Raw genomic sequence first — 24,918 nt, 5'->3', positions numbered from 1 at the left:
GTTGCGGCAGGCAGCAAGGAGCGCAGAAATGACAAAAAAAATCATCATAGATACCGACCCCGGACAGGATGACGCGGTCGCGCTTCTGCTGGCACTGGCCAGCCCCGAGCTTGAAGTTCTTGGCATTACCACGGTCGCGGGCAACGTCCCGCTGGACCTGACAGAACGGAACGCCCGCATCATTTGCCAGATCGCCGGTCGCCGCGATGTTCCGGTCTACGCCGGTAGCGCGGCGCCCCTTTCCCGTCCTTTGGTCACGGCCGAGCATGTCCACGGCAAAAGCGGACTGGACGGAATCGAGTTGTTCGAACCCGACACCCCACTTGCGCAAGGGCATGCCGTGGATTTCATCGTCGAAACTTTGCGGCGCGAGGCAAAAGGCAGCGTCACGCTAGTTCCTATCGGCCCGCTGACGAACATCGCGATGGCCTTCCGGCAAGCGCCGGACATTATCGGCCGCGTCGAGCGTATCGTCCTGATGGGCGGAGCCTATTTCGAGGTCGGCAACATCACTCCGGCTGCCGAGTTCAACATCTATGTCGATCCGGAAGCTGCCAAGATTGTTTTCACCAGCGGCGTTCCCCTGACCGTGCTGCCGCTTGACGTCACCCATAAGGCGTTGACCAGTCGGGAATGGATCGAGACCATGCGTGCAAGCGGTCCGGTCGGCCAGGCCGTCGCAGGATGGACCGACTTTTTCGAGCGCTACGACCGCGAAAAATATGGCAGCGAGGGGGCTCCCTTGCACGACCCCTGTGCGATAGCGTGGTTACTTCAACCCGAACTGTTCACGGGGCGGCACATCAACGTCGAGATCGAAACTCAGGGCGAGTTGACGCTGGGAATGACCGTCGCGGATTGGTGGCGTGTCACAGGACGTGAGCCGAACGCGCTGTTCATCCGCGATATCAACCGCGCCGGTTTCTTCGATCTGATGACCCAGCGGATCACAAGCCTAGACCGATAAGGGCCGCTACGGTTTTGCAGGCGCGGCATTCTCTGCCGGGCCTGCACCGATATTCGTGTCCAGACGTTCGATCATTACGGCCGTGATATCGGCCGTCTGCGCCGAAACGAAGATCGCCCGCTGATCCAGAACAACGACCGCGCCACGTTCTTTCATCACCTGCGCCAGTTCGGGCAATGCGGCGCGAAAGAAGGCCGCACGCTCCTCGTCGACATGCTCTTGCAACTCGCGACCGACACTGTCCCTTTGGCGACGAACCTCGACCACACGCTTGTCGAACTCATCGGCCCGCTTGCGGAACTCGTCCGCCGGCAATGTGCCGCGCAAGGTTGTCAGTTGTTCTTCTTCATTGGAAAACTGCACGGCCAACCGCTCGTTCTCGTCGGCGATTTCACGGCTTTTCTTTTCAAGATCGGCTTGAACGCGCTTTCCCCATTTCGAGGCACTGAACAACTCCTCCTGATCAATGGTCAGGATACCGGGGCTGGATTGTCCGTTTTGGGGATCGGCGGACTCGACGATCAACCCCGGAGCGGGGGTTTCCGATAGCGGCTGCGTCACCGCAGGCGGCTCGATCACCGGAGGCGTCTGCGGATCGGTCTGCGCCCAGGCCGATTGGGTGCCCAGCACCGCCACTAAAGCCGCGATGCTGGACAGCCTGCACATCAGAATTTGGTCGAGATGGTCAGGTCGAAGCTTTGCTCAAGATCGTAATCTTCCTTGGCAATGGCTTTCGAGAAGTTAAAGCGCAGCGGGCCGACCGGCGTGGTCCAGAAGACCGAGGCACCAAGTGCCGCGCGGACATGCATGCTGTCGTCAACTTCCTCACCATAGGCGCCGACCGTATTGTCCAAGCCCCAGACCGAACCCGCATCTGCGAACAGACCGCCAGCGATGCCGTACTCCTCGGGCAGGCCGATCGGGAAGCGCATTTCGGTCCGCAGGGCCCAGAAATAGTTCCCCCCCAGCGCGTCTTCGTTCGGCGCGTTCAGGTCGCGCGGACCAAACCCGTTCGGCTCGAAACCACGGATCTTGCCGTTGCCGGTCTGGCGGTCAAGGAAGCGGCTGTCGCTATCGTCAAGCATATGAACTGCCCCCGCCTCGAACTCTGCAAGGAAGGTCACGCTTTCACGCCAGGCACGGCTCTCGCCGCCGGCATAAAGTGTGGTGTTGACAGATTTCACATCGCCACCAAGACCCGCGAAATCCTGCGCGAACCGCAACCGGTAGGCGTTCAGCGGATCAAGGCCCTGAATGCGGCTGTCGTAGCTATAGGTGTAGCCAAGCGCCGAGGTGATATAGCCGCCCTGCTCCATGTACAGGATCGGCGACGAGCCATCCAGTTCGCCGCTTTCGGGATCGACCTCGATCGGGTCCACGTCAAACAGCGTATCCTTGCTGAGTTTGTAGCGCAGTTCCAACCGCCCATTTTCGGAAATCGGGAACTCGATCCCCGTCAGACCGCCGACCGAGCGGGTATTATAATCCGAGTTGTAACGGTCGGTCGTGTTATACCAGATCTGACCGCGGAATTTCAGATTGCGGCCAAGGAAGAATGGCTCGACGAAAGTGAAGCCGGAGGATTGGTTGTCGGAACCGGTCGAGAAGGTCAGGTTGACCTCTTGGCCGCGACCAAGGAAGTTCCGCTCGGCCAACGAGGCGTTGAAGCCGACACCGGTCGATACGCCGTAGCTGACACCAAAGTTCAAGCTGCCGGTCGGCTGTTCTTCGACGTTCACATCAACGATGACCTGATCGCCGGACGAGCCAGGACGGCTTTCGGCCTGCACATCGGCAAAATAGCCAAGTGCACGCAACCGTTCGGCCGAGTTGCGAATCTCGCGCTGGTTGAAGGGATCGCCCTCAACAGTGCCGAACTGGCGACGGATCACTTCGTCCAGCGTGGTGGTGTTACCTTCAATGTCGATCCGTTCGACAAAGATCCGCTGGCCGCGCGTCAGCGCGAAGGTCAGGTCAAGCGAATGACTGCGCGGGTTGCGGGTAATGCGCGGCTCGATATTGACGAAGTTCAGGCCCTTGTTGATAGCCAGCGCCTCCATCCGGCGGATGGTCGTATCGATCACGCTCGGGTTGTAGACATCGCCGGTTCGAACACGGTTCTGCTTGGCGAACTCAGCGGCATCGACACCCGGAACTTCGCTGATCGTGTTGATATTGCCGAATTTATATTGCGGGCCTTCCTGAATCTGGAAAGTGATGTAGAAGGCATCCCGTTCCCGCGCGAGTTCCGGTGCAACGGCTTGCACCTTGAAGTCGGCGAAACCGCGCGAGCGGTAGAAATCAGTCAGCAGCTTTTCGTCAACCGGAAGCCGGTCGGGCGAGAAGGTGTCGCGTTTGATGAAGGTGCGCAGAATGCCGGCCTGCTTGGTCTGCAATACGTTACGCAGTTTCTGGTCCGAGAAAGCCCGGTTGCCGACAAAGCCGATCCGCTCGATCTCGGTCACGTCGCCCTCGCGGATCTCGTAGACCAGATCGACGCGATTGTTATCGCGACGGATGATCGCCGGGTCGACGCGCGCGGCCAACCGCCCCTGCGAGGCATAGACCTTGCTGATCTCGGCCGCGTCGGCTTCCGCCTGGGCGGGCGAATAGACACGGTTCGATTTGGACTTGACGATCTCGGCGAGGTTTTCGTCCTTGAGGCGCTTGTTGCCCTCGAACACGATCTTGTTGATGGTCGGATACTCGGTCACTTTGACGACCAACGTCCCGCCCGAAGGTGTCAGCGCAACCTGCTCGAACAGCCCCGAATTCTGCAGCCGTTGCAGAGCCGCGTTCAGGTCACCGCCCGAAACATCGCGGCCGCGTTGCAGGTCCAGATAGGACAGGATCGTTTGCGGTTCGATCCTTTGGTTGCCCTCGATCCTGACATTACTGAAGACATAGGCGGCGGCGGGCAATGGCACCATCGCCGCCGGCGCGGCCACTGCCAGCGCCGAAATCAGCGCCAGTGCGCCCTTGCCGATTTTCCGATCTGTCATGCTGCCCCTCGTGCGTCGTGCTTTTTCAGCGGGTTTGTCCCGCCCAGTTTGCTAAGATGGATACAGTGAAGCGGGTCATTCTGTCAAAAGACAAGGTCTTGTCACGGACAGAAAATGTCGTTGGTGAGCCCAAAGATCATCAGTGCCAGAACCGCAGCCATGCCCAAAGCGGACAAAATATCCAATATGCGATCCGAGGGACGTCGTCCGGCGACGGCCTCGTACAAATAAAACATCAGGTGGCCACCGTCCAAAATCGGCACCGGAAGCAGGTTCAGGAAACCGATTGCCGCCGACAAGACGCCTATCCACCACAGAAAATCGCTGCCCCCCGCCGAAGCGGCCTGCCCCGTGCTTTCGGCGATCGAGATCGCTCCGCCCAGATTGCAGCTGCCGATCTGGCCCGAAACCATTGCCCAAAGGCCGGAAACCGATGAGGCAATAATGTCCCACGTCCGCGCCGCCCCGATCGTCAATGCCTCGAACGGCCCCGTCGAGCGGGTTGCGGGATCGAAGTAGGTCCCGCCTCCAGTCACACCGATCATCCAGCGTTTCTCGTAACCCTCGGCAGTCGGCAGATCCTGTTCGCGCGGGAGCAAGGTATAGTCGGCCTCGTCCTGCCCTTCGCGCCATACCCGCAGCAGGATCGGCGCGCCATGCGCCGCAACGACACGCTCGCGCAATTCGTCGAAACGGGACACCGGCTTGCCGTCGATGGCCAGTATGACGTCCCCCGCGCGAAGGCCGGCATCAGCAGCGGCGCTGCGTGGCGCGACACCCGTCAGAAGCGCAGGCATCGGATCGGGACCGGCAACGGTGATTTCCTGACCATCGCGACGAACGGTCCATTCATGCGAGGGCTGCAGCGGCAGTTCCGACGCAATCTTGCCAAGGTCCGTCCATGTGGCGACCGGTTTTCCGTCCAGCGCAAGAATGCGGTCACCCGATTGCAGTTCGATCTGCACGGATGCCGGCGCGGCGCGTATCGCACCGACCTCCGGTTCGTCGACCGGCATGCCTTGCCACATCGCAACCCCGCCAAAAACGAGGATAGACAGGATGAAGTTAAATACAGGACCGGCCGCGACTGTCGCGAACCGCGCCCATAGCGGCGCTCCGGGAAGGGATTGCCGCGAGAGCTTCGGATCGACGTCAGCCGCCGAACCCGCACTGGCCGCGTTGGCGTCGCCAAGGAAACGGACATAGCCTCCTAGCGGGATCGCGGCGAGTTGCCATACCGTGCCGTGCTTGTCCCGACGCGAGATCAGTCGCGGACCGAAACCCAGCGAAAAAACCTCGGCCTTGATGCCCGACCAGCGCCCGACAATGTAATGTCCGTATTCGTGGACGGTGACGATGATGGACAATGCGATGATGAATGCGCAGATCGTCCAGATCAGCCCGCCAAGTTCGGCAATCAACGCGCTCATGCCGCACCTGCCGTGCAGGCCGCGTAGTGTCGCCCGCGCCGGTCCCATCCGATGACCTGTTCAAGATCGGTCGGGTCAGCCGAAAAACCCGCCTCGCGGGCGCAAGCATCCAAGGCGCGCTCGACCGCTGGAGCCATATCGCAAAAACCGATCCGGCCCGCGATGAAATCATCAAGCGCCTGTTCCTTTGCCGCGTTCAGCACCGCACCAGCAGCACCTCCGGCACGGATGACCTCGCGGGCAAGACGCAAAGCGGGCCAACGCTGTTCGTCGGGCGTGGCAAAAGTCAGGTTGCCGATTTCCGCCAGATCCAGCGGTGCGACGGGTAGCGGCCCGCGCTGGGGCCAATTCAGGGCGTAACCGATGGCATGGCGCATGTCGGGCGCTCCCATATGTGCGATGCTGGCTCCGTCGCGATGCGAAACGAAGGCATGAATGATTGATTGCGGATGCACCAGAACCTTTATGCGCCCCTCATCGATTCCGAAAAACTCATGTGTTTCAATAATTTCAAGCGCCTTATTGAACATCGAGGCACTGTCGATCGTGATCCTTTGCCCCATCGCCCAATTCGGATGGCAAGACGCCTCGGCCACGGTCGCGCGCACCAGACGTTCAAGCGGCCAGTCGCGGAACGCACCGCCTGATGCCGTGATCGTCACGCTCTCGATATTTTCGAGAGGCTCTCCCGCAAGAGATTGAAAAATAGCTGAATGTTCAGAATCTACCGGCAAGATCTGTGCGCCATGCCGGTTAGCCTCGGACATGACCAAGCGCCCCGCCGCGACAAGGCTTTCCTTGTTCGCAAGCGCCAGGGTACCGCCACGACGCAAGACCTCAAGACCCGGAGGAAGACCAGCCGCGCCGATGATCGCAGACAGGGTCCAATCGGCTGGACGCGCGGCAGCCTCGGCAATCGCCTCGGGACCGGCAGCGGCGTCGATGCCCGATCCCGCCAAGGCGTCGCGCAGATCGGCAAGCCTCTCGGGCGAGGCCGTGACCGCAATTTCGGCCTGCAATGCGCGGGCCATCTCGGCCAGACGAGCGATATTTGTCGCCCCCGTCAACGCAACGGTACGGTAGGCCTTGGGGCCGCCCGCCCGCATCAGCAGATCAAATGCACTTTCGCCGATAGAGCCCGTGGCCCCCAGCACGGAAATGCTGCGCATGTCTCAGCCTCCGATTTCCGGCAGGATATGGAAGAACATCAGGATCAGCGCCAGCAATAGGGCCGCGGACATCGCATCGAACCGATCCAGCACCCCCCCATGTCCCGGGATCAGATCAGAACTGTCCTTGGCGCTGACGCGCCGCTTCAGCCAGCTTTCCGCAATGTCGCCGAATTGCCCTGCGATGGCCAGCATGGGCCCGATCAGCAGAATGCTGGCACCCGAACATCCGATTCCGAACAGGCCACCGGCAAGCACAAAGGCCCCGACCCATCCGGCGACGGTGCCGCTCCAGGTTTTCTTCGGGCTGAGCGAAGGCCAGAATTTCGGCCCGCCCAGTTTGCGCCCAACGAAATAGCCCAGCACATCGGATTGCACGACGGTCGCCACGATCCAGAAGACCGTGGGCAAGCCCATGACCTCGCGCATGACGACAAGGGCATATCCCGCGCCAAGGATGGCTGCGGTGAAAATGGCAAAGGGCAGCCGTTCATGCTCATGAGTTCCGGGCATCCCGACGAGGATGGGGATCACCACCAGCAGCATCGGCCAGTTGCCCGGCAGTTCCAGCATGGCGAGCAGAACCAGCCCCGCGAGAATGGCAATCAAGACCGGATGACGAGGGCTGTGAAACTCGGGGTGGCGCCAAGCAGTCAGACGCGCAAGTTCCCACATCATGAGGCCGACAACAGCCGAAACCCCAAGCTGCATCCAGATGCCGGATGACGACAACAGGGCGACGCCCAGAACCAGCAGCAGACTGCCCCAGCCAAAGCGCTTGCGAAGATCCGCCCATTGTCCCGGGTTCAGTCTGGCCCCCATACGCTCACGAAAATTCGTTGGGCCCTTCATGCGTTACCGAAGCGTCGGTCGCGAAGGCTGAAGCGATCAAGGATCTCGCCCAGATGTTCGGGCGTAAAGTCAGGCCAGAGTGTCTGTGTAAATTCGTATTCCGCATAAGCCGCCTGAAACGGCAGGAAGTTCGATGTCCGCGTCTCGCCCGAGGTACGGATCACCAGATCCGGATCGGGATGACCGGCCGTATCAAGGCAGGACGCAAAGTCGGCTTCCGTCGGATTGGTGATCTCGCCCCTTGCCATACGCTCGGCCAAGCGGCGCGAGGCGCGCAGCACCTCGTCGCGGCCACCGTAATTGATCGCGACAGTCAGGTTCAGGCGCGTATTACCCGCCGTCCGCGCCTCGATCCCCTCCATCAGATTGCGCAGTTTCGGATCCAGCCGTTCCCGTCCGCCGATGAACCGCATCCGCACGCCATCGGCGGCGATGCCATCGGCCTCGCGTTCGATGTAGCGGGTGAAAATACCCATCAGACCCAGAACTTCCTCGGTCGTGCGTTTCCAGTTCTCGGTCGAGAAGGCGTAAAGCGTCAGCCAGTTCACACCCATATCCGGGCAGGCCCGGACGAGTTGCTTGACCCTTTCGGCCCCGCGGCGATGGCCGACAAGCCGAGGCCACCCTTTATTCACCGCCCAACGGCCGTTGCCATCCATGATGATAGCAACGTGCCGGTTTCGTGTGATCTCTGTGCTAGATAATCTGGCTGCGGGATCGGCCATAAAGTTCAGACCTGCATGATTTCGGCCTGCTTGGCCTCTAGCGCCTGATCGACGGCTGCAATCATCTTGTCGGTCAATTCCTGCACCGAGGATTCCCAGAATTTCTGGTCATCTTCCGACATGCCTGCGGATTTGGCCTTCTTGATCTGATCCATGCCGTCACGGCGCACGTTGCGAACCGCAACGCGGGCATGCTCGGCATATTGCGCTGCGACGCGGGTCAGGTCGCGGCGACGCTCTTCGTTCAGTTCCGGGATCGGCAGCATGATAATGGTGCCGTTGAGCTGGGGATTGATCCCCAGCCCCGAATCGCGGATCGCCTTTTCGGCCTTCGAGACCAGCGCCTTGTCCCACACGTTGATGGTGACCATGCGCGGTTCCGGCACGTTCACGGTCCCGATCTGGTTGATCGGCGTGGGGGAGCCATAAGCATCCACCATGATAGGTTCGACCATGCTGGCCGAGGCGCGACCCGTGCGCAACGAGGAGAACTCGTGGCGCAAGGATTCCATCGCGCCCTTCATCCGGCGTTCCAGGTCGTCAGTATCGATCTCAATTTCGTCGGACATGCTCGATCATGGCCTCTGTGCTGTGGTTTTCAGCGCTTTTAGCCGAGCGGCGTCCGCAAGGCAAAGGCTATGCGGGTATTTTAGCCATGTACCCGTGTATAAGTGCCCTCTCCGGCCAAAATGCCGCGGAAGCCGCCCGGTTCGTCCAAGGAAAATACGATGATCGGCAGGTCGTTGTCCCGGGCCAGCGCGATTGCCGAAGCATCCATCACACCAAGATGCTTTTGCAGCACCTCGTCATAGGTGACATTTTCATAACGCTTGGCATCCGCGTGCTTTTTGGGGTCCTTGTCGTAAACGCCATCGACCTTGGTGCCCTTGAAGATGGCTTCGCAGTTCATCTCGTTGGCGCGCAACGTGGCCGCGGTGTCGGTCGTGAAATAGGGGTTGCCCGTTCCCGCCGCAAAGATGATCACTCTTTTCTTCTCAAGATGGCGAACGGCGCGGCGACGGATATAGGGTTCGGCGACCTCGTCCATACGGATCGCCGAAATCACTCTCGTGTGGATGTTCTCGGCCTCAAGCGCCGCCTGCATGGCAAGCGCGTTCATGACCGTGGCAAGCATCCCCATGTAATCGGCCGTGGCGCGCTCCATCCCCTGTGCGCTGCCTTGCAAGCCGCGGAAAATATTGCCACCGCCGATTACCATGCAGATTTCGACGCCCATGTCGTGGACCCGCTTCACCTCATGGGCGATCCGCGCGACGGTCGGCGGATGCAGGCCATACCCCTGATCGCCCATCAGAGCCTCGCCCGAGATTTTCAGCAGCACACGCGAATATTTTCCGGCTTGCGGGGTAAGATCGGACATCTAGGGGGAACCTTTCACGGGGGTGTTTCATTACCGCGCAAAATGTCGCAAAAAAGGCGCATATTCAACCGCCAGAGAACGCGGGCAAAGTGACGCAGCACCAGCACATCATTTCGACGATATCCTCCGACAAGCATGTGCTTATCGCCGGACCGACGGCGAGCGGAAAGTCGGCGCTCGCCATTAGGATCGCGCAAACGCAAGGCGGCATCATCGTGAATGCCGATGCGCTGCAGGTCTGGTCGTGCTGGCAAATCATCTCGGCCCGCCCCTCACCTGACGAGGAAATGCTGGCCCCGCATAGGCTTTACGGACACATGCCGGCGGGGGCGCCCTACTCGGTCGGGCAATGGCTGGATCAGATCGCGGATATCCTAGGCGGCGGAGAGAGACTGATCGTCGTCGGTGGCACGGGACTGTATCTGCACGCCCTCTCCAATGGTCTGGCCGTCATCCCTCCGGTCCCCGACGAGGTCAGGGCAAGCGGAAATGCGCTTATCGCCCAACCTGACGGACTGGAGCGGATGGTCAAGGAACTGGATTCGGCAACCCGCGACCGCATTGATCTGAACAATCCCGCCCGCGTCCAGCGCGCATGGGAAGTGCTGAATGCCACCGGTCGCGGCATCACGGACTGGCAGGCCGAAACCGGACCTGCACTAATCCTCGCCTCGCACTCAGAAAGGCTGGTCCTGACGTCGGATCGCGACTGGCTTGCCGAACGTATCGAAAGGCGTTTTCACATGATGATGCAGCAAGGTGCATTGGACGAGGTCCGGACCATGCTGCCGCAATGGCAGCCGACAGCCCTTTGGGCCCGCGCGATCGGCGCGCCGGAACTGATTGCCTATCTGCGCGGAGAAACCAGCCTTGATGAAGCGGTCGAGCGCGCAATCATCGCCACGCGACAATATGCCAAGTCGCAACGGATCTTCTTTCGGGGCCGTATGCGGGATTGGCGGCAGATTCGCATGGACTCTGCATCCTAACAGCAACAGCTTCACCCTTTCTCAACCCTCGCGGGTTAAATCAATCGAGATGGAGCAAAGGCGAGTTAGCCTTTCCTAGTCGAATCGTGAAGGCACTCGCATGACCGGAAACTCGCGCTCACGTGACCTGACCACTTCCGCTGGGGCTACCGATGCGGCCGACAGGAAATTGCTCGGCGCGGCGATCACCGCGGATGTCATTCTGGAGCCTTCGACCACCGACCCGCGACCGATCCGGGGCTTCACCGGTTATCCCCCGCCCGAGGTGACGAAGGGCCCGACCATCGCTCCGGTCGATACGGATGGGTCATATCATGTTCCACCCACCCGACCGTTTACGCGCGGCGACGGGGTCCGGCTCATGCCGCTTTCCGGTTTCATCTGGGGCGGCCAGATCCATGCTCGGCAGGGCTCGGCTCCGGTCGCAGCGGCGCCCCGCGTCAGGGGGGACCACGTCATCATACTGGTCATAAAGGGCGGTGCTGCGGTCGAATTTCCACGCAAGGCCCAGCTGATCGGTCAGGGACGGGTCGCATTCATCCCGTCGGGAACCGCATTTTCGATCCATCCTCCCGCCGATACAGAGGGCTGGGCCCTGCTTTTGCCACCAAACCTTGGCACAGATCTGCCCATCGGGTTTCCACTTGCATTCCAGCATGGCCTGCCGCATCCGGCAGACGAGGCATTGCTTGAACCCGCCATCTGCGCCCTTGGCCATGACCGTGCACCGGGTCCGAATGCCTCCGGCGCAACGGCATGTCACCTCGGCTTGCTGGCTTTGGCGCTGTCACGCACGGTCGAACAGCCGCAGATTCACGATCCGAACCATCTGCATACGCTTGTCGCCCGTCCGCTTACCGAGAATTTTCTGGCATTGGCCGCGCGTCATCTGGCAGATGATCGCACCATCGCCGATATGGCACGCGAATTGGGATGCACGCAGGCTCAACTCGACCACGCCTGCACGGAAAGTAGGGGCCGGACGGCCCTAGAACTGCTTTATGCGCTACGTTTGGAGCAGGCCGCACATCTATTGCGCGACACCGATGCTCCGATCCCGCAGATCGCGCAGGAAGTCGGGTACACCAGTGTCGGCCACTTTATTCGGGTATTCGCCGCCGCAACCGGCCGCTCGCCCGAGGCATTCCGCATCATCGCGTGGGAACAGCCCGAAGCCGAGGATTAATCCTCGGCTTCGTCGTCATGCTCGTATGCCTCTCCGTCCCGTCCGCGGAACCCCTGAGCCACAACGAACTTCTCGGATGAATCCGACCGACTGGCAGGCGGTTTGACGTTCACAACCTTACGGAAGTTCCGTTTGAGCATAGCCTGCATCTCGTTTTCGGCCCCGCCCGCCAGAACCTTCGCGACAAAAGTCCCGCCGGTCTCAAGCACATCGAACGCAAACTGCGCCGCCGCTTCGACCAACGCGATGATGCGCAGGTGATCCGTCCCCTTGTGCCCCGAAGCCGAGGCAGCCATGTCCGACATCACTACGTCCGCGCGACCGCCAAGCCAGGCTTTCACCTGATCGTCCGCCCCGTCGGCCAGAAAGTCCAACTGATGGACCTCGGCACCGGCAATGGGATCAACCTCTTGCAAGTCCACGCCTAGCACCCGGCCGATCTTCTTGCCCGACTTCTCGCCCAGTGCGTTCACACGCTCGACCGCGATCTGGCACCAACCGCCCGGCGCACAGCCAAGATCGACGACCCGGGCCCCCGGTACGAGGAACCGATATTTATCGTCTAGTTCCAGAATTTTATAGGCCGCACGACCGCGATATCCCTCGCGCTTGGCGCGGACGACATAGGGGTCGTTCAACTGCCGCTCAAGCCAAAGCGTGCTCGACAGCTTGCGCCCCTTGGCCGATTTCACCCGGACGCGCAAATCGCGCTGACCACGGCCCGAAGATTTCTTCGCGCCGCCCGGTTTCTTGCCTTCACTCATCTTATGCTACCCCGTTCAATCCGTCGGGGGCCAGCACCCCGTCCTTGACCATTTGCGCGTATAGCAGGCCTTCGCGCAAACCGCGATCCGCAACTGACAGTCGCGTCGTCGGCCAGACCCGCATCAAAGTTTGCAGAATTGCCGCGCCCGACATGATCAAGGCGTGGCGTTCCCGCCCGATCCGCGGGTCCGAGCGGCGCCCGTCGGGGCCAAGCATCAGGTAGTCGCGGATCACCCTGTCTATCTGCGCAGACGTCATCGTCAAGCCGTCAACCTTGGTGCGGTCGTAGCGTTTCAGTCCCAGATGGCTTGCCGCGACCGTTGTGACCGTGCCCGACGTGCCAATCACCTGAAAACTTTCTCCCATCCTTTGGCTCAGGGAATAGGGGCTGAAATCGGCCAGCATCTCTTCGAAATGCCAGGACATCAGGGCAAAACGCCCCTCGTCCTCTTCGACATCCTCGAACTGGTCGCGCAGGGTCGCCACGCCCAATGGCACGCTGATCCAATCGACCACGCGCGCTCCGCCGGGTTGCGGACTACGGAAACCGTCGGCAAGACGCATGATGGCACGCGGACGTTCGGCAGGTTCGACATCTTCCAGATCGATCCAGACCAGTTCAGTCGAACCGCCACCGATATCGACGACCAACAATTGCTCGGTGCGGTGGCTGACCAAAGGCGCACACGAGATCACGGCAAGCTGGGCTTCCTCTTCGGCGTCGATGATTTCGACCGGCAAGCCGGTTTCGCGCCGGATGACGCGCAGGAAATCGCGGCTGTTGCGGGCCCGACGACATGCCTCGGTCGCGACAAGACGCATGCGCGACACATTGTGCATCTCGAGCTTGCGCCGACACACCTGCAACGCATGCACCGTCCGCGCCATAGATTGACGCGACAGCCGGCCTGATGCCTCGAGACCCTGCCCAAGCTGGACAGGCTTCGAGAAACTGTCGATCACCTGAAACTGACTGCCCGCAGGGCGAGCAATCAGCATCCGGCAGCTGTTAGTGCCAAGATCCAGCGCCGCATAAAGCGGCCCGTCCTCGGCCGGGCGGGTGACGAAAGGCTCGACCGTTTTACTCGGGAACGCGTCCGCACCCGCGGGACGCTTGGGCGTCATGTGCACGCCCTCCGATTGCAAGTTGAAACAAAGTTAACCCGCGCCCCTTTTCCATTCAAGGGGCTGCGCGTCGTGAGGGCACTCGACAGGCCGAACTTACGGCGGTATTTGGCATAACATGATCGTCATTGCAGCACTCATTCTTGGCGCCGCGACCGGCTGGTGGCGCGCCGGCAAACTTGGCGGCATTCGCGCCGACCGGATGCAATATGCCGTCGCTCACGCCATCGGCTTTGCGGTCGTCGGCCTGTTCGCGACCGTCCTGATCGACCGGATGACCTGATGTTCCGACCATTTCTCGACAGTCTGCGTCGGCACGGAGTGACCGCCAGCCTGCGAGAATATCTGGATCTGCTGGCCGGTATGCAGGCGGGACTTTCGGATTGGACGCCCGAAGGATTCTATCACCTCGCGCGGGCGACTTTGGTCAAGAACGAGGCGCAGATAGATCGCTTCGATCGTGCGTTCGCCGAAACCTTCTCGGGTCTCGATGAAATTCCGGTCGAGGCGCTGGTCGATCCGTTAACCCTGCCTCCCGAATGGCTCGAGAAACTGGCCGAAAAATTCCTAACTCCCGAGGAACGCGCCGCCATCGAAGGTTCCGGCAGTTTTGACGAGTTGATGCGCCGCCTGCGTGAACGGTTGGCCGAACAACAAGGTCGCCATCAGGGCGGGAACAAGTGGATCGGGACTGCGGGCACCTCTCCGTTCGGAGCCTACGGCTATAACCCCGAAGGCGTCAGGATCGGCCAGCACGAGAGCCGCCACCGTAGCGCGACAAAGGTCTGGGACAAACGCGAGTTCCGGGATTTCGACGATTCGGTCGAGCTGGGAACGCGGAACATCAAGGTCGCGCTGAAACGCCTGCGCCAATGGGCCCGACACGGCGCGGTGGAAGAACTGGATTTGCCCGGAACGATTCATGCCAGCGCCAAGCACGGCTATATCGACGTCCAGACCCGCCCCGAGCGGCACAATGCCGTCAAAGTCCTGCTTTTTCTGGATGTCGGCGGCTCGATGGATGACCATGCTCGACGCGTGGACGAGTTGTTTTCAGCCGCACGCGCCGAGTTCAAGCATCTCGAGCACTTCTACTTCCACAACTGTATCTACGAGGCAGTATGGCGCGACAATCGCCGTCGCTGGACCGAAACGACACCGACATGGGACATCATCAACCGCTACGGTCGTGACTATAAGCTGATCGTGGTCGGAGATGCCTCGATGTCGCCCTATGAAATCGCGGTTCCGGGTGGCGCGAACGAACACTGGAACCCCGAATCCGGCGAGACATGGTTGCGGCGGATGACCGAGGTCTGGCCGGATCATGTCTGGCTGAACCCTGTTCCGCACGCGCATTGGCATCAGACCCGCTCGATCCAGATGGTTGAGGATGTGTTCACCGACCGGATGAAGCCTCTGACGCTAGAGGGCCTGACCGAGGCCATGCGCGTCCTTGGCTAGTCCGCGATTTGCCCCCATATTCGGCTGATGCTCAGATTCACGCCGATCCTGCTGATCCTGCTTTACGCTGCCGCGATGTGGTACTTTTCGCTCTGGCGGCTCAAGGGCGAATTGAACAGCCGCTCGACCCCGCTGGACCATCCGCGACTTCGCCCCATGCTCGAACGTCTGGGCAAAGCGATGGATCTGCCACCGATTCGCGCACATATCTACGAAATCCCCGCGGTGAACGGTCTGGCCGCACCGGATGGCCGGATCTTCCTGACGCGCGGATTTATCAATCGTCTCGATCAGGGCGAAGTCACCGAGGCCGAACTGGCATCGGTCATCGCGCATGAGCTTGGCCATGTCGCGCATGGGCATTCACGCCGCAGAATGGTCGATTTTGCAGGGCAGAACGTGATCCGCGCCGTGCTGGCGGGCGTCCTTGGACGTTTTATTCCGGGGATTGGCGCATGGCTTGCCGGACTGGTGACCGCTGCCGTTGCCGCGCGCCTGTCGCGGCAGGACGAGTTCGAGGCAGACGCGTTTGCCAGCGCGCTGATGATCAAGGCAGGACTTGGGACCGAGCCGCAGAAGAGCCTGTTCCGCAAGCTCGAACGTCTGGCAGGAGGGGGTCGCGCCTCTACCCCGGCCTGGCTCATGTCGCACCCGAAAACCGATGCGCGTATCGCAGCAATCGAAAAACTTGAACTACGTTGGCGCGCGAGTTGACTTGCCGGAAAGAAGTTTTGACCTATTCTGCACCGGCAAATCAATTTGAGTTCAGATGACCCGACCATTTCGACGCCGCGTCCTCTATATTCCCGGCTACGACCCGATCCCCCCACGTCGCTACCGAGAGCTTTACAAGCGTGAGGGCGTCGAACAGGCCCGCATCAGCGGTTACCAGCTTGAGTTCGGAGCGCGCAAGGACCGCACCGGATTCGGATGGGGCGTACAGGGCGATTTCGCTGGCGAAAGAACCGAATGCGAGATCGAAGTCCTTGTCTGGGCCGATATCGTGCAAGGGTCTATGGGTCACTCCATCGCGGCGACCTACAGCCAGATGGTGCGGACAGCCTGGGCCTATATCGGCTCGGGTGCGCTGTTCCGGTTGATGCGTTTGCGCCGCGGACCGGTTCTGGCCGCACTTTATCCGGTGGTCGTGCTGATCCTGCAGTTGCTGAGCAGTCTGCTGATCGGCGGGTTGATCGGGTGGTTCATCGGATATTCGACCGGATTGGGTTGGTGGCTTGGTGTTCCGGTCGCATTGGCGCTTAGTTATCTGGGTCTCAAACTGTGGCAAAGGGCGGACGGGAAGATCTTCGTCCACTATCTGATGCACGACTACGCCTTCACGGCCCAGAACAAGGGCGCCTATCCCCCCGCATTGGAGCAGCGCATCAAAGAGTTTTCGGACCGGATCGCGACATGCCTTTCCGATGACTGGGACGAAATCCTGATCGTTGGCCATAGTTCGGGGGCCTATCTGGGCGTATCGGTACTGGCCGATCTGGTACGGTCGGGCCGCGTTCCGGGCTCTGGTCCGCGCCTGTCATATCTGTCGCTTGGCCACGTCATTCCAATGGCTTCGTTCCTACCGGATGCGAACTGCCTTCGTGCGGATCTACGCTACCTTTGTGCCCGCGATGAACTCGATTGGATCGACGTCTCGGCTCCGGGTGATGCCTGCTCGTTCGGGCTATGTGATCCGGTTTCGGTCAGCGGGGTCGAACCGGACGACCGGCGTCATCCCCTGATCGTCTCGGCCGCATTCCGCCAGACGCTTTCGGCCGAAAAGCAAAAGGCACTGAGGGGGCATTGGTTCAAACTGCATTTTCAGTATCTTTGCGCCTTCGATTTGCCGCGCGACTACGACTATTTTGCAATCACGGCCGGGCCCGTTGCGCTTGGTCGGCGCTTCGCTGAGCGGCGGCATTCGCCCGGCAGGATCGCCCGAGCAGTGAACGGCTGGACCACGACATGATCCCTCCCAAACCCAAGTCCCGACAGGGCAAAGGCTCTGTCTGGCGTTTCATTCGCGACTTCCGCCGCGATATTCTGTCGGCGCAATCCGAGCGCCTGTACCGTGCGTGGATGGCCGAGTTTCGCGGTCCGTTCATCCACAGCTTCACCTGCAACGATCCGACACTGATCGACATGATCCTGCGGCGCAGACCGCTGGATTTCCCGAAATCGCCGCGTATGGCTGCTGGGCTTGAACCTCTGCTGGGCAACTCAAGCTTCATCTCGAATGGCGCGACGTGGAAACACCAACGCCGGATCATCGACCTCGCCTTCGAGGGTGGCCGGACCCGTGAATCGTTTCCCGCAATGTGGGATGCCGCCGAAGCCGCAGTGGCGCGTCTGGAAGCCGTTGCGGACGGCAATGAAATCGACATAGAACCCCATACCGCGCATGTCGCTGCAGATGTCATTTTCCGTAGCCTGTTCTCGATCCCGATCGAGGATCAGACGGCATCGCAGGTCTTCGATGCCTTCCGCGAGCATCAGGACGCGCAACCGATGGTCAATCTGGGCGGTCTGCTCGCCCTGCCGCAATGGGCGCGGATGCATAACAAACGCGCGCTCAGCAGTGCCCGCAAGATCCGCGACCTGATCCGTGATCTTGTCTCGCAAAGATCGGCGCAGATCGACGCGGGCGAGGCGCCCTCGGATCTGGCGACCAAGCTGATGACCACCGCCGATCCCGTGACAAAGAAGCGGTTCTCCGACAAGGAGATGATCGACGAGGTTGCGACGTTCTTCCTTGCCGGACATGAAACCAGCGCCTCGGCCCTTGCATGGTCCCTGTACCTGCTGGCCGAATTCCCCGAATGGCAGGACAAGCTTGCGGCAGAGGCCGAACAGCACCTTGCGCCCGAGTTCGGCTGCATGAAGGATCTTCTGGTCGCGCGCGCGGTCTTCCGCGAGGCATTGCGGCTTTACCCGCCGGTCGCGATGACAGTCCGTGAATGCAAACATGCCGAAACGCTGCGCGACCGCAAAGCCTCACCCGGCGCGCAGGTGGTTCTGTCCCCTTGGCACCTGCATCGCCACGAACGCCTGTGGGAACGTCCCGATCATTTCGACCCCGGCAGATGGGAAACGGCGAATGGCAGGAAATGCCAGCGCGAGGCCTATATCCCCTTCTCGATGGGCGGTCGCGCCTGTCCGGGTGCGGGATTTGCCATGATCGAGGGGCCGCTGATCCTTGCGTCGATCGTCGCGCGCTACCGCATCGAGCCGCCTTCCGAGCCACCGGTTCCGGTCATGCGCCTGACGCTTCGCGGCAAGAATGGCATCCATCTGCGGCTACGGAAACGCTGAACGGGTATTCGGGAAGCAAGGAATACCCCTGCTTTCCCGCTGCCCGTTCAAGGCTCAAAGCCGGTAGATATCGCCAAACTTCTGCTCGAGATAATCCAGCAGTGGCGCTTCGCTGATGGTTTCGCCCGTCGCCTGTTCGATCAGATCGCGCGGCGGGTACAGCCCTCCGTGACGCTGCATTTTCTCGCGCAGCCATTCGACCGCCGGTCCGGCATCACCCATCACCAGGAAGCGATCCAGATCGGGAACCGCCGCTTGCATCGCCTTGTTCAGGCAACCCGCATAGACATTTCCCAAGGCGTAGGTCGGGAAATACCCGAAAAGACCGACAGCCCAATGCACATCCTGCAGGACGCCATTGGCCGGACGATCCACCGCGATACCGAAATCCTTGGCAAAGCGGGTATTCCACGCCTCAGCCAGATCTTCGGTATCCAAACGGCCCGAAATCAGATCCCGCTCCAGATCGAAACGCATCATGATGTGCAGATTGTATTGCACCTCGTCGGCTTCGGTGCGGATAAAGCCGGGCGTGACCCGGTTCACGGTCGCGTAGAAACTTTCAGCGTCAGGGACCGAGAAGTTTTCGAACGTGTCGGCCATGCGGCGATAAAGCCAGCCGGTAAAGGCGCGGCCCCGCCCGATCTGGTTCTCGTAGATCCGGCTTTGACTTTCATGCGCGCCCATCGAGACACCGCGACCAAGCGGCGTGAACGCGTAATCGCTATCAATTCCCAATTCGTAGCTGGAATGCCCGACTTCGTGGATCGTCGAGTAAATGCAGTTGAACGGATCGGTTTCGACGACGCGGGTCGTGATGCGGCTGTCCTGCCAGCGCCCCGAACTGAAGGGATGCACGGCAAGATCCATGCGCCCGCGCGTCCAGTCATAGCCGAACGCCGTCGCGCAGGTGCGGGCAATCCGCAACTGGGCCTCTTGCGCGAACTGACCGTTTAGCGGTTCGGGTTGGAAGTCCGCGCCAAGCACTTCGTCACGCAACGCGACCAGACGCGGACGCATCGCATTGAAAAGCGAAGCGATCTGGGCTTGCGTCGCTCCGGGTTCGTAATCGTCCAGCAGGGCACCGTACAGATCCCCGCCATCGGCAAGCACCGAAGCCTCCTCGCGCTTGAGCATGAGGATATCGGACAGAACGGGCATGAATTCTTCGGGCGCATCCTTGGCACGCGCATCGGCCCAGACACCCTGAGCCAGTGACGTCTGGCGCGCCAGTTCGGTCGCGAGCCGCGCCGGAATGCGTGACGCCCTGCCGAACTCGCGCGAGATCAGATCGAGGATGCGTTGATCCTCGGCGTCCTTTGCTTCGGCCTGATCCAGCCATTCGCCGATGCGCGGGTCGGTCCGACGCTCGTGCAGGACGGTCTCGATCGCGGCCACTTCCTCGGCGCGCTGTTCGGTCGCGCCGCGCGGCATGACCGTTTCCTGATCCCACCCCAAGCGTTCGGAAATCGAGGACAACGCCTCGGTCTGGCGCTGAAAGGCCAACAGATCGTCGAAAGCGCTCATCGGATGGCTCCCCGCACCGAGGTTTCAATGGGATAGCGGGCGTGGTGACGCGCGCGCAGGATCAACGAGAACAACGCAACCGCTCCAAGCTGGTGGGCCAGTGCCAATGCCAGCGGAGATGCGTGCAGGACGTTCATGATGCCCAGCAACACCTGCACACCCACGGCAAGAAGCATCACGGTAAACGCGCCGCGCGTCACCGGATGCGGCGAGCGCCGCGCGCGCAGGTAAATAACGACGGCAAAAATCGCGACCAGATAGCCGACCATCCGGTGGATGAACTGGACCAATGCCGGATTCTCGAACAAGTTCCGCCAACCCAAGGCTGCATCCCAGATTTCGGCCGGAACCCATTCCCCGCCCATCGTCGGCCAGCCGGTATAGGTCCGGCCTGCATCGATCCCTGCGACCAGCGCGCCGATCAGAATCTGGACGAAAGCCAGATGCATCAATCCGGTCGCCATCGAGAATAGCTTCGGCTCCCCCGCGCGACGGGCACGGATCAGCGCGGATTCGGGACGCGAAAGCGACAGCACCGACCAAACGATCAGGCCGAGAATGCCAAAGGCCAAGCCCAGATGGATCGCAAGGCGATAGGATGCCACGCGTACCATTTCGCCGGAAAGCCCCGAGTGAACCATCCACCAGCCAATCGCCCCCTGAGCGCCTCCCAGCCCACCCAGCAGCAGCAAGCGCGGGACCCAGCCGGTCGGGATGCGTTTGGTCGCAAGGAAGAACAGGAAACCGAGCGCCCAAACCATGCCGACAAGACGTCCAAGCAACCGGTGCGACCATTCCCACCAATAAATCTGCTTGAAACCATGCAGATCCATGTCGGGATTAACCTGCTGGAATTGCGGGATCTGTTTGTATTTCTCGAATTCGGCCTGCCAAGTGGCTTGATCCAGGGGCGGAATCGCCCCCGTCACGGGCTTCCATTCGGTAATCGAAAGGCCCGATCCCGTCAGGCGCGTCGCCCCCCCAAGGGCAATCATCGCGACGACCAATACGAATAGGATGATCAGCCAAACCCGGATCGCGCCCCGCGCCCCGCGCTGGCCTGCATCAATCAGGCCACCTGTTGCCGGCGCCGGACGCGCGGCCGTTTCGGTGACCTCCTGAAAGACGGGACGTTTTGCCATCGGGGAATCCTTGTCGGTTGCCCAGACCTTGACGGGCCTTGGGCCGGAAATCAATCAATCGCGCCGGATCAGCTGCCGCAGCATGCCGTGAAAAATCCGGGTGTCGGCGCGCGTCAGCGGCATCCGCGACCATAGATTGCGAAGGGTCAGCTTCATCGCCGGAGCCTTCTCGGTCGGGAAGAAGAACCCCGCCTCGTCCAGCCGCTCCTCCCAATGATCGGCCAGCTTCTCGATCTCAATACGGGTTGCCGTCGCTTCACCATCGGGTCTGCGCCCCTGCGGCGCAGGCTGCGCGGGCAGGCTGTCGCGCGACCATTCATATCCTGTCAACAGCACCGCCTGCGCCAGATTGAGCGAAGGGAAGTCCGGATTGACCGGCACGGTGATGATCGCATTGGCCCGCGCGACATCGTCATTTTCAAGACCAGCACGCTCGGGGCCGAAAATCATCGCGATCCGCTCCCCCTGCGAGGTACGCTCACGGGCATCGGCCATGGCAGTTGCCGGAGTCAAAACCGGCTTCGTCAACTCGCGGCCACGCGCGGTCGTTGCATAGGCGTAGTCGATATCCGCCATGGCTTCGGCCAAGGTCGGGTAGACACGGGCCTGATCCAGCACACGGCCAGCTGCCCCCGAGGCCATTGCAACCGCCTTCGGATTTGGCCAACCATCTCGCGGCGCGACAAGACGCATATCAGTCAGGCCGAAATTAAGCATGGCTCGCGCGGCCGCACCGATGTTTTCGCCCATCTGGGGGCGTACAAGAATGATTGCAGGTTCCATGCCCGCGCAATATCCCCGCCGCGTTCCACTGGCAAGGCGCGGCCTGCTGCGCTATCTGCACAAAGGAACACAGGATGACAGCGACATGACAGACCAGCCGAACACGCCCCAACTATACCTGATCGCTCCGGTCGGTGCCGCAGCTTCGACTGTTGGCCCCCTGCTTGCCGAGGTGATGGACCGCTTCCCCGTCGCCTGCCTTCGCATTCCCGGCGTCGGTACCGAGGAAGAACTTGGCCGCCTTGCCGATATCGCGCGCGAGATCGCCCATGCCCGCGACGTCGCCGTCGTGATCGACGATCACATCGAACTCGCGAAACGCCACGGTCTGGACGGCGTCCACCTGACGGATGGCGCGCGCGGTGTCCGTTACGCACGCAAAGAGCTTGGACCGGATGCGATCGTCGGGGTCTACTCGGGCAGTTCGCGCCATGACGGCATGAACGCTGCCGAGGCCGGCGCGGATTACGTCAGCTTCGGGCCGTGCCGTTCGACCGCGCTCGGTCATAGCCAGATCGCCGAACTCGACCTGTTCCAATGGTGGTCCGAAGTCATCGAGGTTCCGGTCGTTGCCGAAGGAGCGCTGACCCCTGCCCTGATCGGTCAGCTTGCACCGGCTTGCGATTTCATCGCTCTCGGCCTTGAAATCTGGTCAGCGAATGATCCGGTCGAAGCGCTGGAACTTCTCTGGCGCTGACACCGAAAGGATCGACGCCACATTCGGGCGTTCGGGAAACTAACGACGAGAATTGGCTCGCCCTTGGCGTCATAGTTTCCTAAATACCCATTCGACCTAGCAGCAGTAGCCCCGCCTGCCTCTTGCGAAGGGGAAAGGCGCAGCCTAAAGGCTTTCCATGACCCAGCATCAGCGCCTTCTCATCATCGATTTCGGTTCCCAGGTCACGCAGCTGATTGCGCGCCGCCTGCGGGAGCTGAACGTCTATTGCGAAATCCACCCCTTCAACACGGTAGATGACGCCTTCCTGAAAAGCTTTGCCCCTCAGGCAGTTATCCTGTCCGGTGGGCCTGCCTCGGTCACCGAGGAAAACTCGCCCCGCGCGCCGCAAAGCCTGTTCGACATGGGCGTGCCGCTGTTCGGCATCTGCTATGGCCAGCAGGTCATGATGGAGCAGCTGGGCGGTCGCGTCGAATCCGGCCACCATGCCGAATATGGCCGCGCCTTCATCGCCGCAGCCGAGGGCCATACCGGCGACGGCATCTTCGCGGGCCTCTTTGATTCCGGCCGCGAGGAAGTCTGGATGAGCCATGGTGACCGCGTCACCCTGCTCGCCCCGGGCTTCGAAGTCATCGGCACCTCGCCCAACGCCCCCTACGCGATGATCGCGGACGAGGCGCGCAAGTTCTTTGCCGTGCAGTTCCATCCCGAGGTGCATCACACCCCGAACGGCCGCACGATGCTGGAAAACTTCGTGCGCATGGCAGGCTTCACCGGCGACTGGACCATGGCCAGCTACCGCGAGGAAGCTATCCGCAAGATCCGCGAGCAGGTCGGCGACAAGCAGGTGATCTGCGGCCTTTCGGGCGGCGTCGACAGCTCGGTCGCGGCGGTTCTGATCCACGAGGCGATCGGCGACCAGCTGACCTGCGTCTTTGTCGATCACGGTCTGCTGCGGCTGAACGAGGCCGACGAAGTCCTCAAGATGTTCCGCGACACCTACAATATCCCGCTGATCCATGCCGACGAAAGCGAGCTGTTCCTTGGCCAGCTTGAGGGCGTCTCGGATCCCGAGGTCAAGCGCAAGACCATCGGCAAGCTGTTCATCGACGTGTTCCAGAAATACGCCAACCAGATCGAAGGCGCCGAATTCCTGGCCCAGGGGACGCTTTACCCCGACGTCATCGAGTCGGTCAGCTTCTCGGGTGGTCCCTCGGTCACCATCAAGTCGCACCACAATGTCGGCGGCCTGCCGGAAAAGATGGGCCTGAAGCTGGTCGAGCCGCTGCGCGAGCTGTTCAAGGACGAGGTCCGCGCCCTTGGTCGCGAACTGGGTCTGCCGGAAAAATTCATCGGCCGCCATCCCTTCCCCGGTCCGGGTCTGGCGATCCGCTGCCCCGGCGAGATCACCCGCGAGAAGCTGGAAATCCTGCGCAAGGCGGATGCGGTCTTCATCGACCAGATCCGCAAGCACGGTCTTTACGACGATATCTGGCAGGCTTTCGTCGCGATCCTTCCCGTCCGCACCGTGGGCGTGATGGGCGACGGGCGCACCTATGACTTTGCCTGCGCGCTGCGTGCGGTGACCTCGGTCGACGGGATGACGGCGGATTACTACCCCTTCACCCATGAATTCCTGGGCGAGACCGCGACGCGGATCATCAACGAGGTCAAGGGCATCAACCGCTGCACCTATGACATCACCTCGAAGCCCCCGGGGACGATCGAGTGGGAGTGAACCAGCGCCTGGCACTTGCCGGTAGCTGCTAGCGACAAATTACATAAAGCCCGCATCACTGCGGGCTTTTTCGTATTTTGGTGTTGTGTTGTCTGGCATCTGTTCTGCCCCCCGAAAAGGTTGAGGTGGTCCGGCATTCTAGACCAGTTTGCTGCTCAACTAAGCTCTAGCGCGGGGTTTATGTCAGGCAGCGGCTTTCAGGTTCCGGTCGGGGCTATCATACTCCGCACTGAACACCTCCCGACGCATTGATTTTGGGTGATCAACCTTAGGCTTCATTCGCTTTGAATTGCAGGGTTTCGTATGCTTTGGCGAGAAACCCTGCAATTTCCGGTCGCCGATGAAGCCCCGTTCCCGCAGCCCTGAACAGGTGACCCGCTCCGCCCGCGGCTGGTCGACATGATCGACACCCGCCATGAACCGGTGAAGCCCGCGGCACTGATCGACCGGGATTTCTTCGAACGGGAATGGGCGAGCTTCTTTCCCTCGCATCAGGGCCGACCGGCGACCTCGCCGCGGCTGGTCGCGGGGTGATGTATCTCCAGCATGCCTTCAAGCCCTCGGATGAGGCGGTCGTTGCCCGCTGGGTGGAGAACCCTTACTACCGGCATTTCACCGGCGAGACGTTTTTCCAGCATCGTCCGCCGATCGACCCGTCCTCGCTGATCCGCTGGCGCAAGCGGAT

23 protein-coding genes and 1 pseudogene are annotated in these 24,918 nt (G+C 61.2%); 11 read left to right on the top strand and 13 right to left on the bottom strand.

All coding sequences use genetic code 11. The annotated features are described in order from the left end of the window. The first annotated feature begins 28 nt into the window (after positions 1 to 28). Positions 29 to 967, top strand: a complete 939-nt coding sequence (locus tag GL286_RS20440) for a nucleoside hydrolase (protein ID WP_155097424.1) — start codon at positions 29 to 31, stop codon at positions 965 to 967. Between the two features lie 6 nt (positions 968 to 973). Here the strand turns inward: GL286_RS20440 and GL286_RS20435 are convergent, their stop codons facing one another. The 8 genes from GL286_RS20435 to pyrH form a co-directional block, all read right to left on the bottom strand. Beyond that, complete coding sequence (locus GL286_RS20435; RefSeq protein WP_155097423.1) at positions 974 to 1,633, bottom strand: OmpH/Skp family outer membrane protein; 660 nt, start codon at positions 1,631 to 1,633, stop codon at positions 974 to 976. Beyond that, positions 1,633 to 3,969, bottom strand: a complete 2,337-nt coding sequence (gene bamA / locus GL286_RS20430) for an outer membrane protein assembly factor BamA (protein WP_155097422.1) — start codon at positions 3,967 to 3,969, stop codon at positions 1,633 to 1,635. The genes GL286_RS20435 and bamA overlap by 1 nt, the downstream gene beginning before the upstream one ends. Before the next feature lie 101 nt (positions 3,970 to 4,070). Beyond that, the gene (gene rseP / locus GL286_RS20425) at positions 4,071 to 5,399 is read right to left on the bottom strand and encodes an RIP metalloprotease RseP (RefSeq protein WP_155097421.1); all 1,329 of its coding nucleotides are present in this window, start codon (positions 5,397 to 5,399) and stop codon (positions 4,071 to 4,073) included. After that, a complete protein-coding gene (dxr, locus tag GL286_RS20420; protein WP_155097420.1) occupies positions 5,396 to 6,568 on the bottom strand; it encodes a 1-deoxy-D-xylulose-5-phosphate reductoisomerase in 1,173 nt (390 codons plus the stop codon). The genes rseP and dxr overlap by 4 nt, the downstream gene beginning before the upstream one ends. A gap of 3 nt (positions 6,569 to 6,571) precedes the next feature. Further along, a complete protein-coding gene (locus GL286_RS20415) occupies positions 6,572 to 7,420 on the bottom strand; it encodes a phosphatidate cytidylyltransferase (RefSeq protein ID WP_155097419.1) in 849 nt (282 codons plus the stop codon). After that, a complete protein-coding gene (gene uppS / locus GL286_RS20410) occupies positions 7,417 to 8,145 on the bottom strand; it encodes a polyprenyl diphosphate synthase (RefSeq protein ID WP_155097418.1) in 729 nt (242 codons plus the stop codon). The genes GL286_RS20415 and uppS overlap by 4 nt, the downstream gene beginning before the upstream one ends. A 5-nt stretch (positions 8,146 to 8,150) precedes the next feature. After that, entirely contained in the window at positions 8,151 to 8,714 is a 564-nt protein-coding gene (gene frr / locus GL286_RS20405) for a ribosome recycling factor (RefSeq protein ID WP_155097417.1), read from the bottom strand. An 80-nt stretch (positions 8,715 to 8,794) separates the two neighbouring features. Beyond that, positions 8,795 to 9,526, bottom strand: a complete 732-nt coding sequence (gene pyrH / locus GL286_RS20400; RefSeq protein WP_155097416.1) for a UMP kinase — start codon at positions 9,524 to 9,526, stop codon at positions 8,795 to 8,797. Between the two features lie 89 nt (positions 9,527 to 9,615). On the opposite strand from pyrH, the gene miaA reads away from it, so the two are divergent. Further along, positions 9,616 to 10,515 (top strand): tRNA (adenosine(37)-N6)-dimethylallyltransferase MiaA, encoded by a 900-nt coding sequence (miaA, locus tag GL286_RS20395; protein WP_343038951.1) that lies wholly within the window; start codon positions 9,616 to 9,618, stop codon positions 10,513 to 10,515. A gap of 100 nt (positions 10,516 to 10,615) precedes the next feature. Beyond that, positions 10,616 to 11,701 (top strand): helix-turn-helix transcriptional regulator, encoded by a 1,086-nt coding sequence (locus GL286_RS20390; protein WP_155097415.1) that lies wholly within the window; start codon positions 10,616 to 10,618, stop codon positions 11,699 to 11,701. Here GL286_RS20390 and GL286_RS20385 read toward each other — a convergent pair. Beyond that, positions 11,698 to 12,465, bottom strand: a complete 768-nt coding sequence (locus GL286_RS20385) for an RlmE family RNA methyltransferase (protein ID WP_155097414.1) — start codon at positions 12,463 to 12,465, stop codon at positions 11,698 to 11,700. The genes GL286_RS20390 and GL286_RS20385 overlap by 4 nt on opposite strands. A 1-nt stretch (position 12,466) precedes the next feature. After that, complete coding sequence (locus GL286_RS20380) at positions 12,467 to 13,591, bottom strand: Ppx/GppA phosphatase family protein (protein WP_155097413.1); 1,125 nt, start codon at positions 13,589 to 13,591, stop codon at positions 12,467 to 12,469. A 118-nt stretch (positions 13,592 to 13,709) separates the two neighbouring features. On the opposite strand from GL286_RS20380, the gene GL286_RS22235 reads away from it, so the two are divergent. Genes GL286_RS22235 through GL286_RS20360 form a run of 5 tightly spaced genes read left to right on the top strand, consistent with a single transcriptional unit; the run spans position 13,710 to position 18,367 of the window. Beyond that, entirely contained in the window at positions 13,710 to 13,874 is a 165-nt protein-coding gene (locus GL286_RS22235) for a hypothetical protein (protein WP_170295327.1), read from the top strand. Further along, positions 13,874 to 15,055: a vWA domain-containing protein gene (locus GL286_RS20375; protein WP_155097412.1), complete on the top strand. Its 1,182-nt coding sequence runs from the start codon at positions 13,874 to 13,876 to the stop codon at positions 15,053 to 15,055. The genes GL286_RS22235 and GL286_RS20375 overlap by 1 nt, the downstream gene beginning before the upstream one ends. Positions 15,056 to 15,082: 27 nt before the next feature. Beyond that, positions 15,083 to 15,769, top strand: a complete 687-nt coding sequence (locus tag GL286_RS20370) for a M48 family metallopeptidase (protein WP_155097411.1) — start codon at positions 15,083 to 15,085, stop codon at positions 15,767 to 15,769. Between the two features lie 55 nt (positions 15,770 to 15,824). Beyond that, the gene (locus tag GL286_RS20365; protein ID WP_155097410.1) at positions 15,825 to 17,024 is read left to right on the top strand and encodes a hypothetical protein; all 1,200 of its coding nucleotides are present in this window, start codon (positions 15,825 to 15,827) and stop codon (positions 17,022 to 17,024) included. Further along, positions 17,021 to 18,367, top strand: coding sequence for a cytochrome P450 (locus GL286_RS20360; RefSeq protein WP_155097409.1), 1,347 nt, complete (start codon positions 17,021 to 17,023; stop codon positions 18,365 to 18,367). The genes GL286_RS20365 and GL286_RS20360 overlap by 4 nt, the downstream gene beginning before the upstream one ends. Positions 18,368 to 18,421: 54 nt before the next feature. Here GL286_RS20360 and GL286_RS20355 read toward each other — a convergent pair whose 3' ends face one another. Genes GL286_RS20355 through GL286_RS20345 form a run of 3 tightly spaced genes read right to left on the bottom strand, consistent with a single transcriptional unit; the run spans position 18,422 to position 21,819 of the window. Then, positions 18,422 to 19,894, bottom strand: coding sequence for a carboxypeptidase M32 (locus GL286_RS20355; protein WP_155097408.1), 1,473 nt, complete (start codon positions 19,892 to 19,894; stop codon positions 18,422 to 18,424). Beyond that, complete coding sequence (ctaA, locus tag GL286_RS20350; protein ID WP_155097407.1) at positions 19,891 to 21,036, bottom strand: heme A synthase; 1,146 nt, start codon at positions 21,034 to 21,036, stop codon at positions 19,891 to 19,893. The genes GL286_RS20355 and ctaA overlap by 4 nt, the downstream gene beginning before the upstream one ends. Positions 21,037 to 21,090: 54 nt before the next feature. Continuing rightward, entirely contained in the window at positions 21,091 to 21,819 is a 729-nt protein-coding gene (locus GL286_RS20345) for an RNA methyltransferase (protein ID WP_155097406.1), read from the bottom strand. An 85-nt stretch (positions 21,820 to 21,904) separates the two neighbouring features. Here GL286_RS20345 and GL286_RS20340 point away from each other — a divergent pair, with 85 nt between their 5' ends. The 3 genes and pseudogenes from GL286_RS20340 to GL286_RS20330 all read left to right on the top strand — a co-directional run. After that, complete coding sequence (locus GL286_RS20340) at positions 21,905 to 22,516, top strand: thiamine phosphate synthase (RefSeq protein ID WP_155097433.1); 612 nt, start codon at positions 21,905 to 21,907, stop codon at positions 22,514 to 22,516. Between the two features lie 157 nt (positions 22,517 to 22,673). Beyond that, on the top strand, positions 22,674 to 24,233 hold the full coding sequence (gene guaA, locus GL286_RS20335) for a glutamine-hydrolyzing GMP synthase (protein ID WP_155097405.1): 1,560 nt from the start codon (positions 22,674 to 22,676) through the stop codon (positions 24,231 to 24,233). A gap of 340 nt (positions 24,234 to 24,573) precedes the next feature. Next, positions 24,574 to 24,918, top strand: a pseudogene (locus GL286_RS20330) (transposase); the annotation flags it as partial.

Origin of the sequence: Paracoccus aestuariivivens, assembly GCF_009711225.1 — a bacterium.
Lineage (GTDB): Bacteria > Pseudomonadota > Alphaproteobacteria > Rhodobacterales > Rhodobacteraceae > Paracoccus > Paracoccus aestuariivivens.
This window is presented reverse-complemented; position numbering and strand designations above follow the sequence as displayed.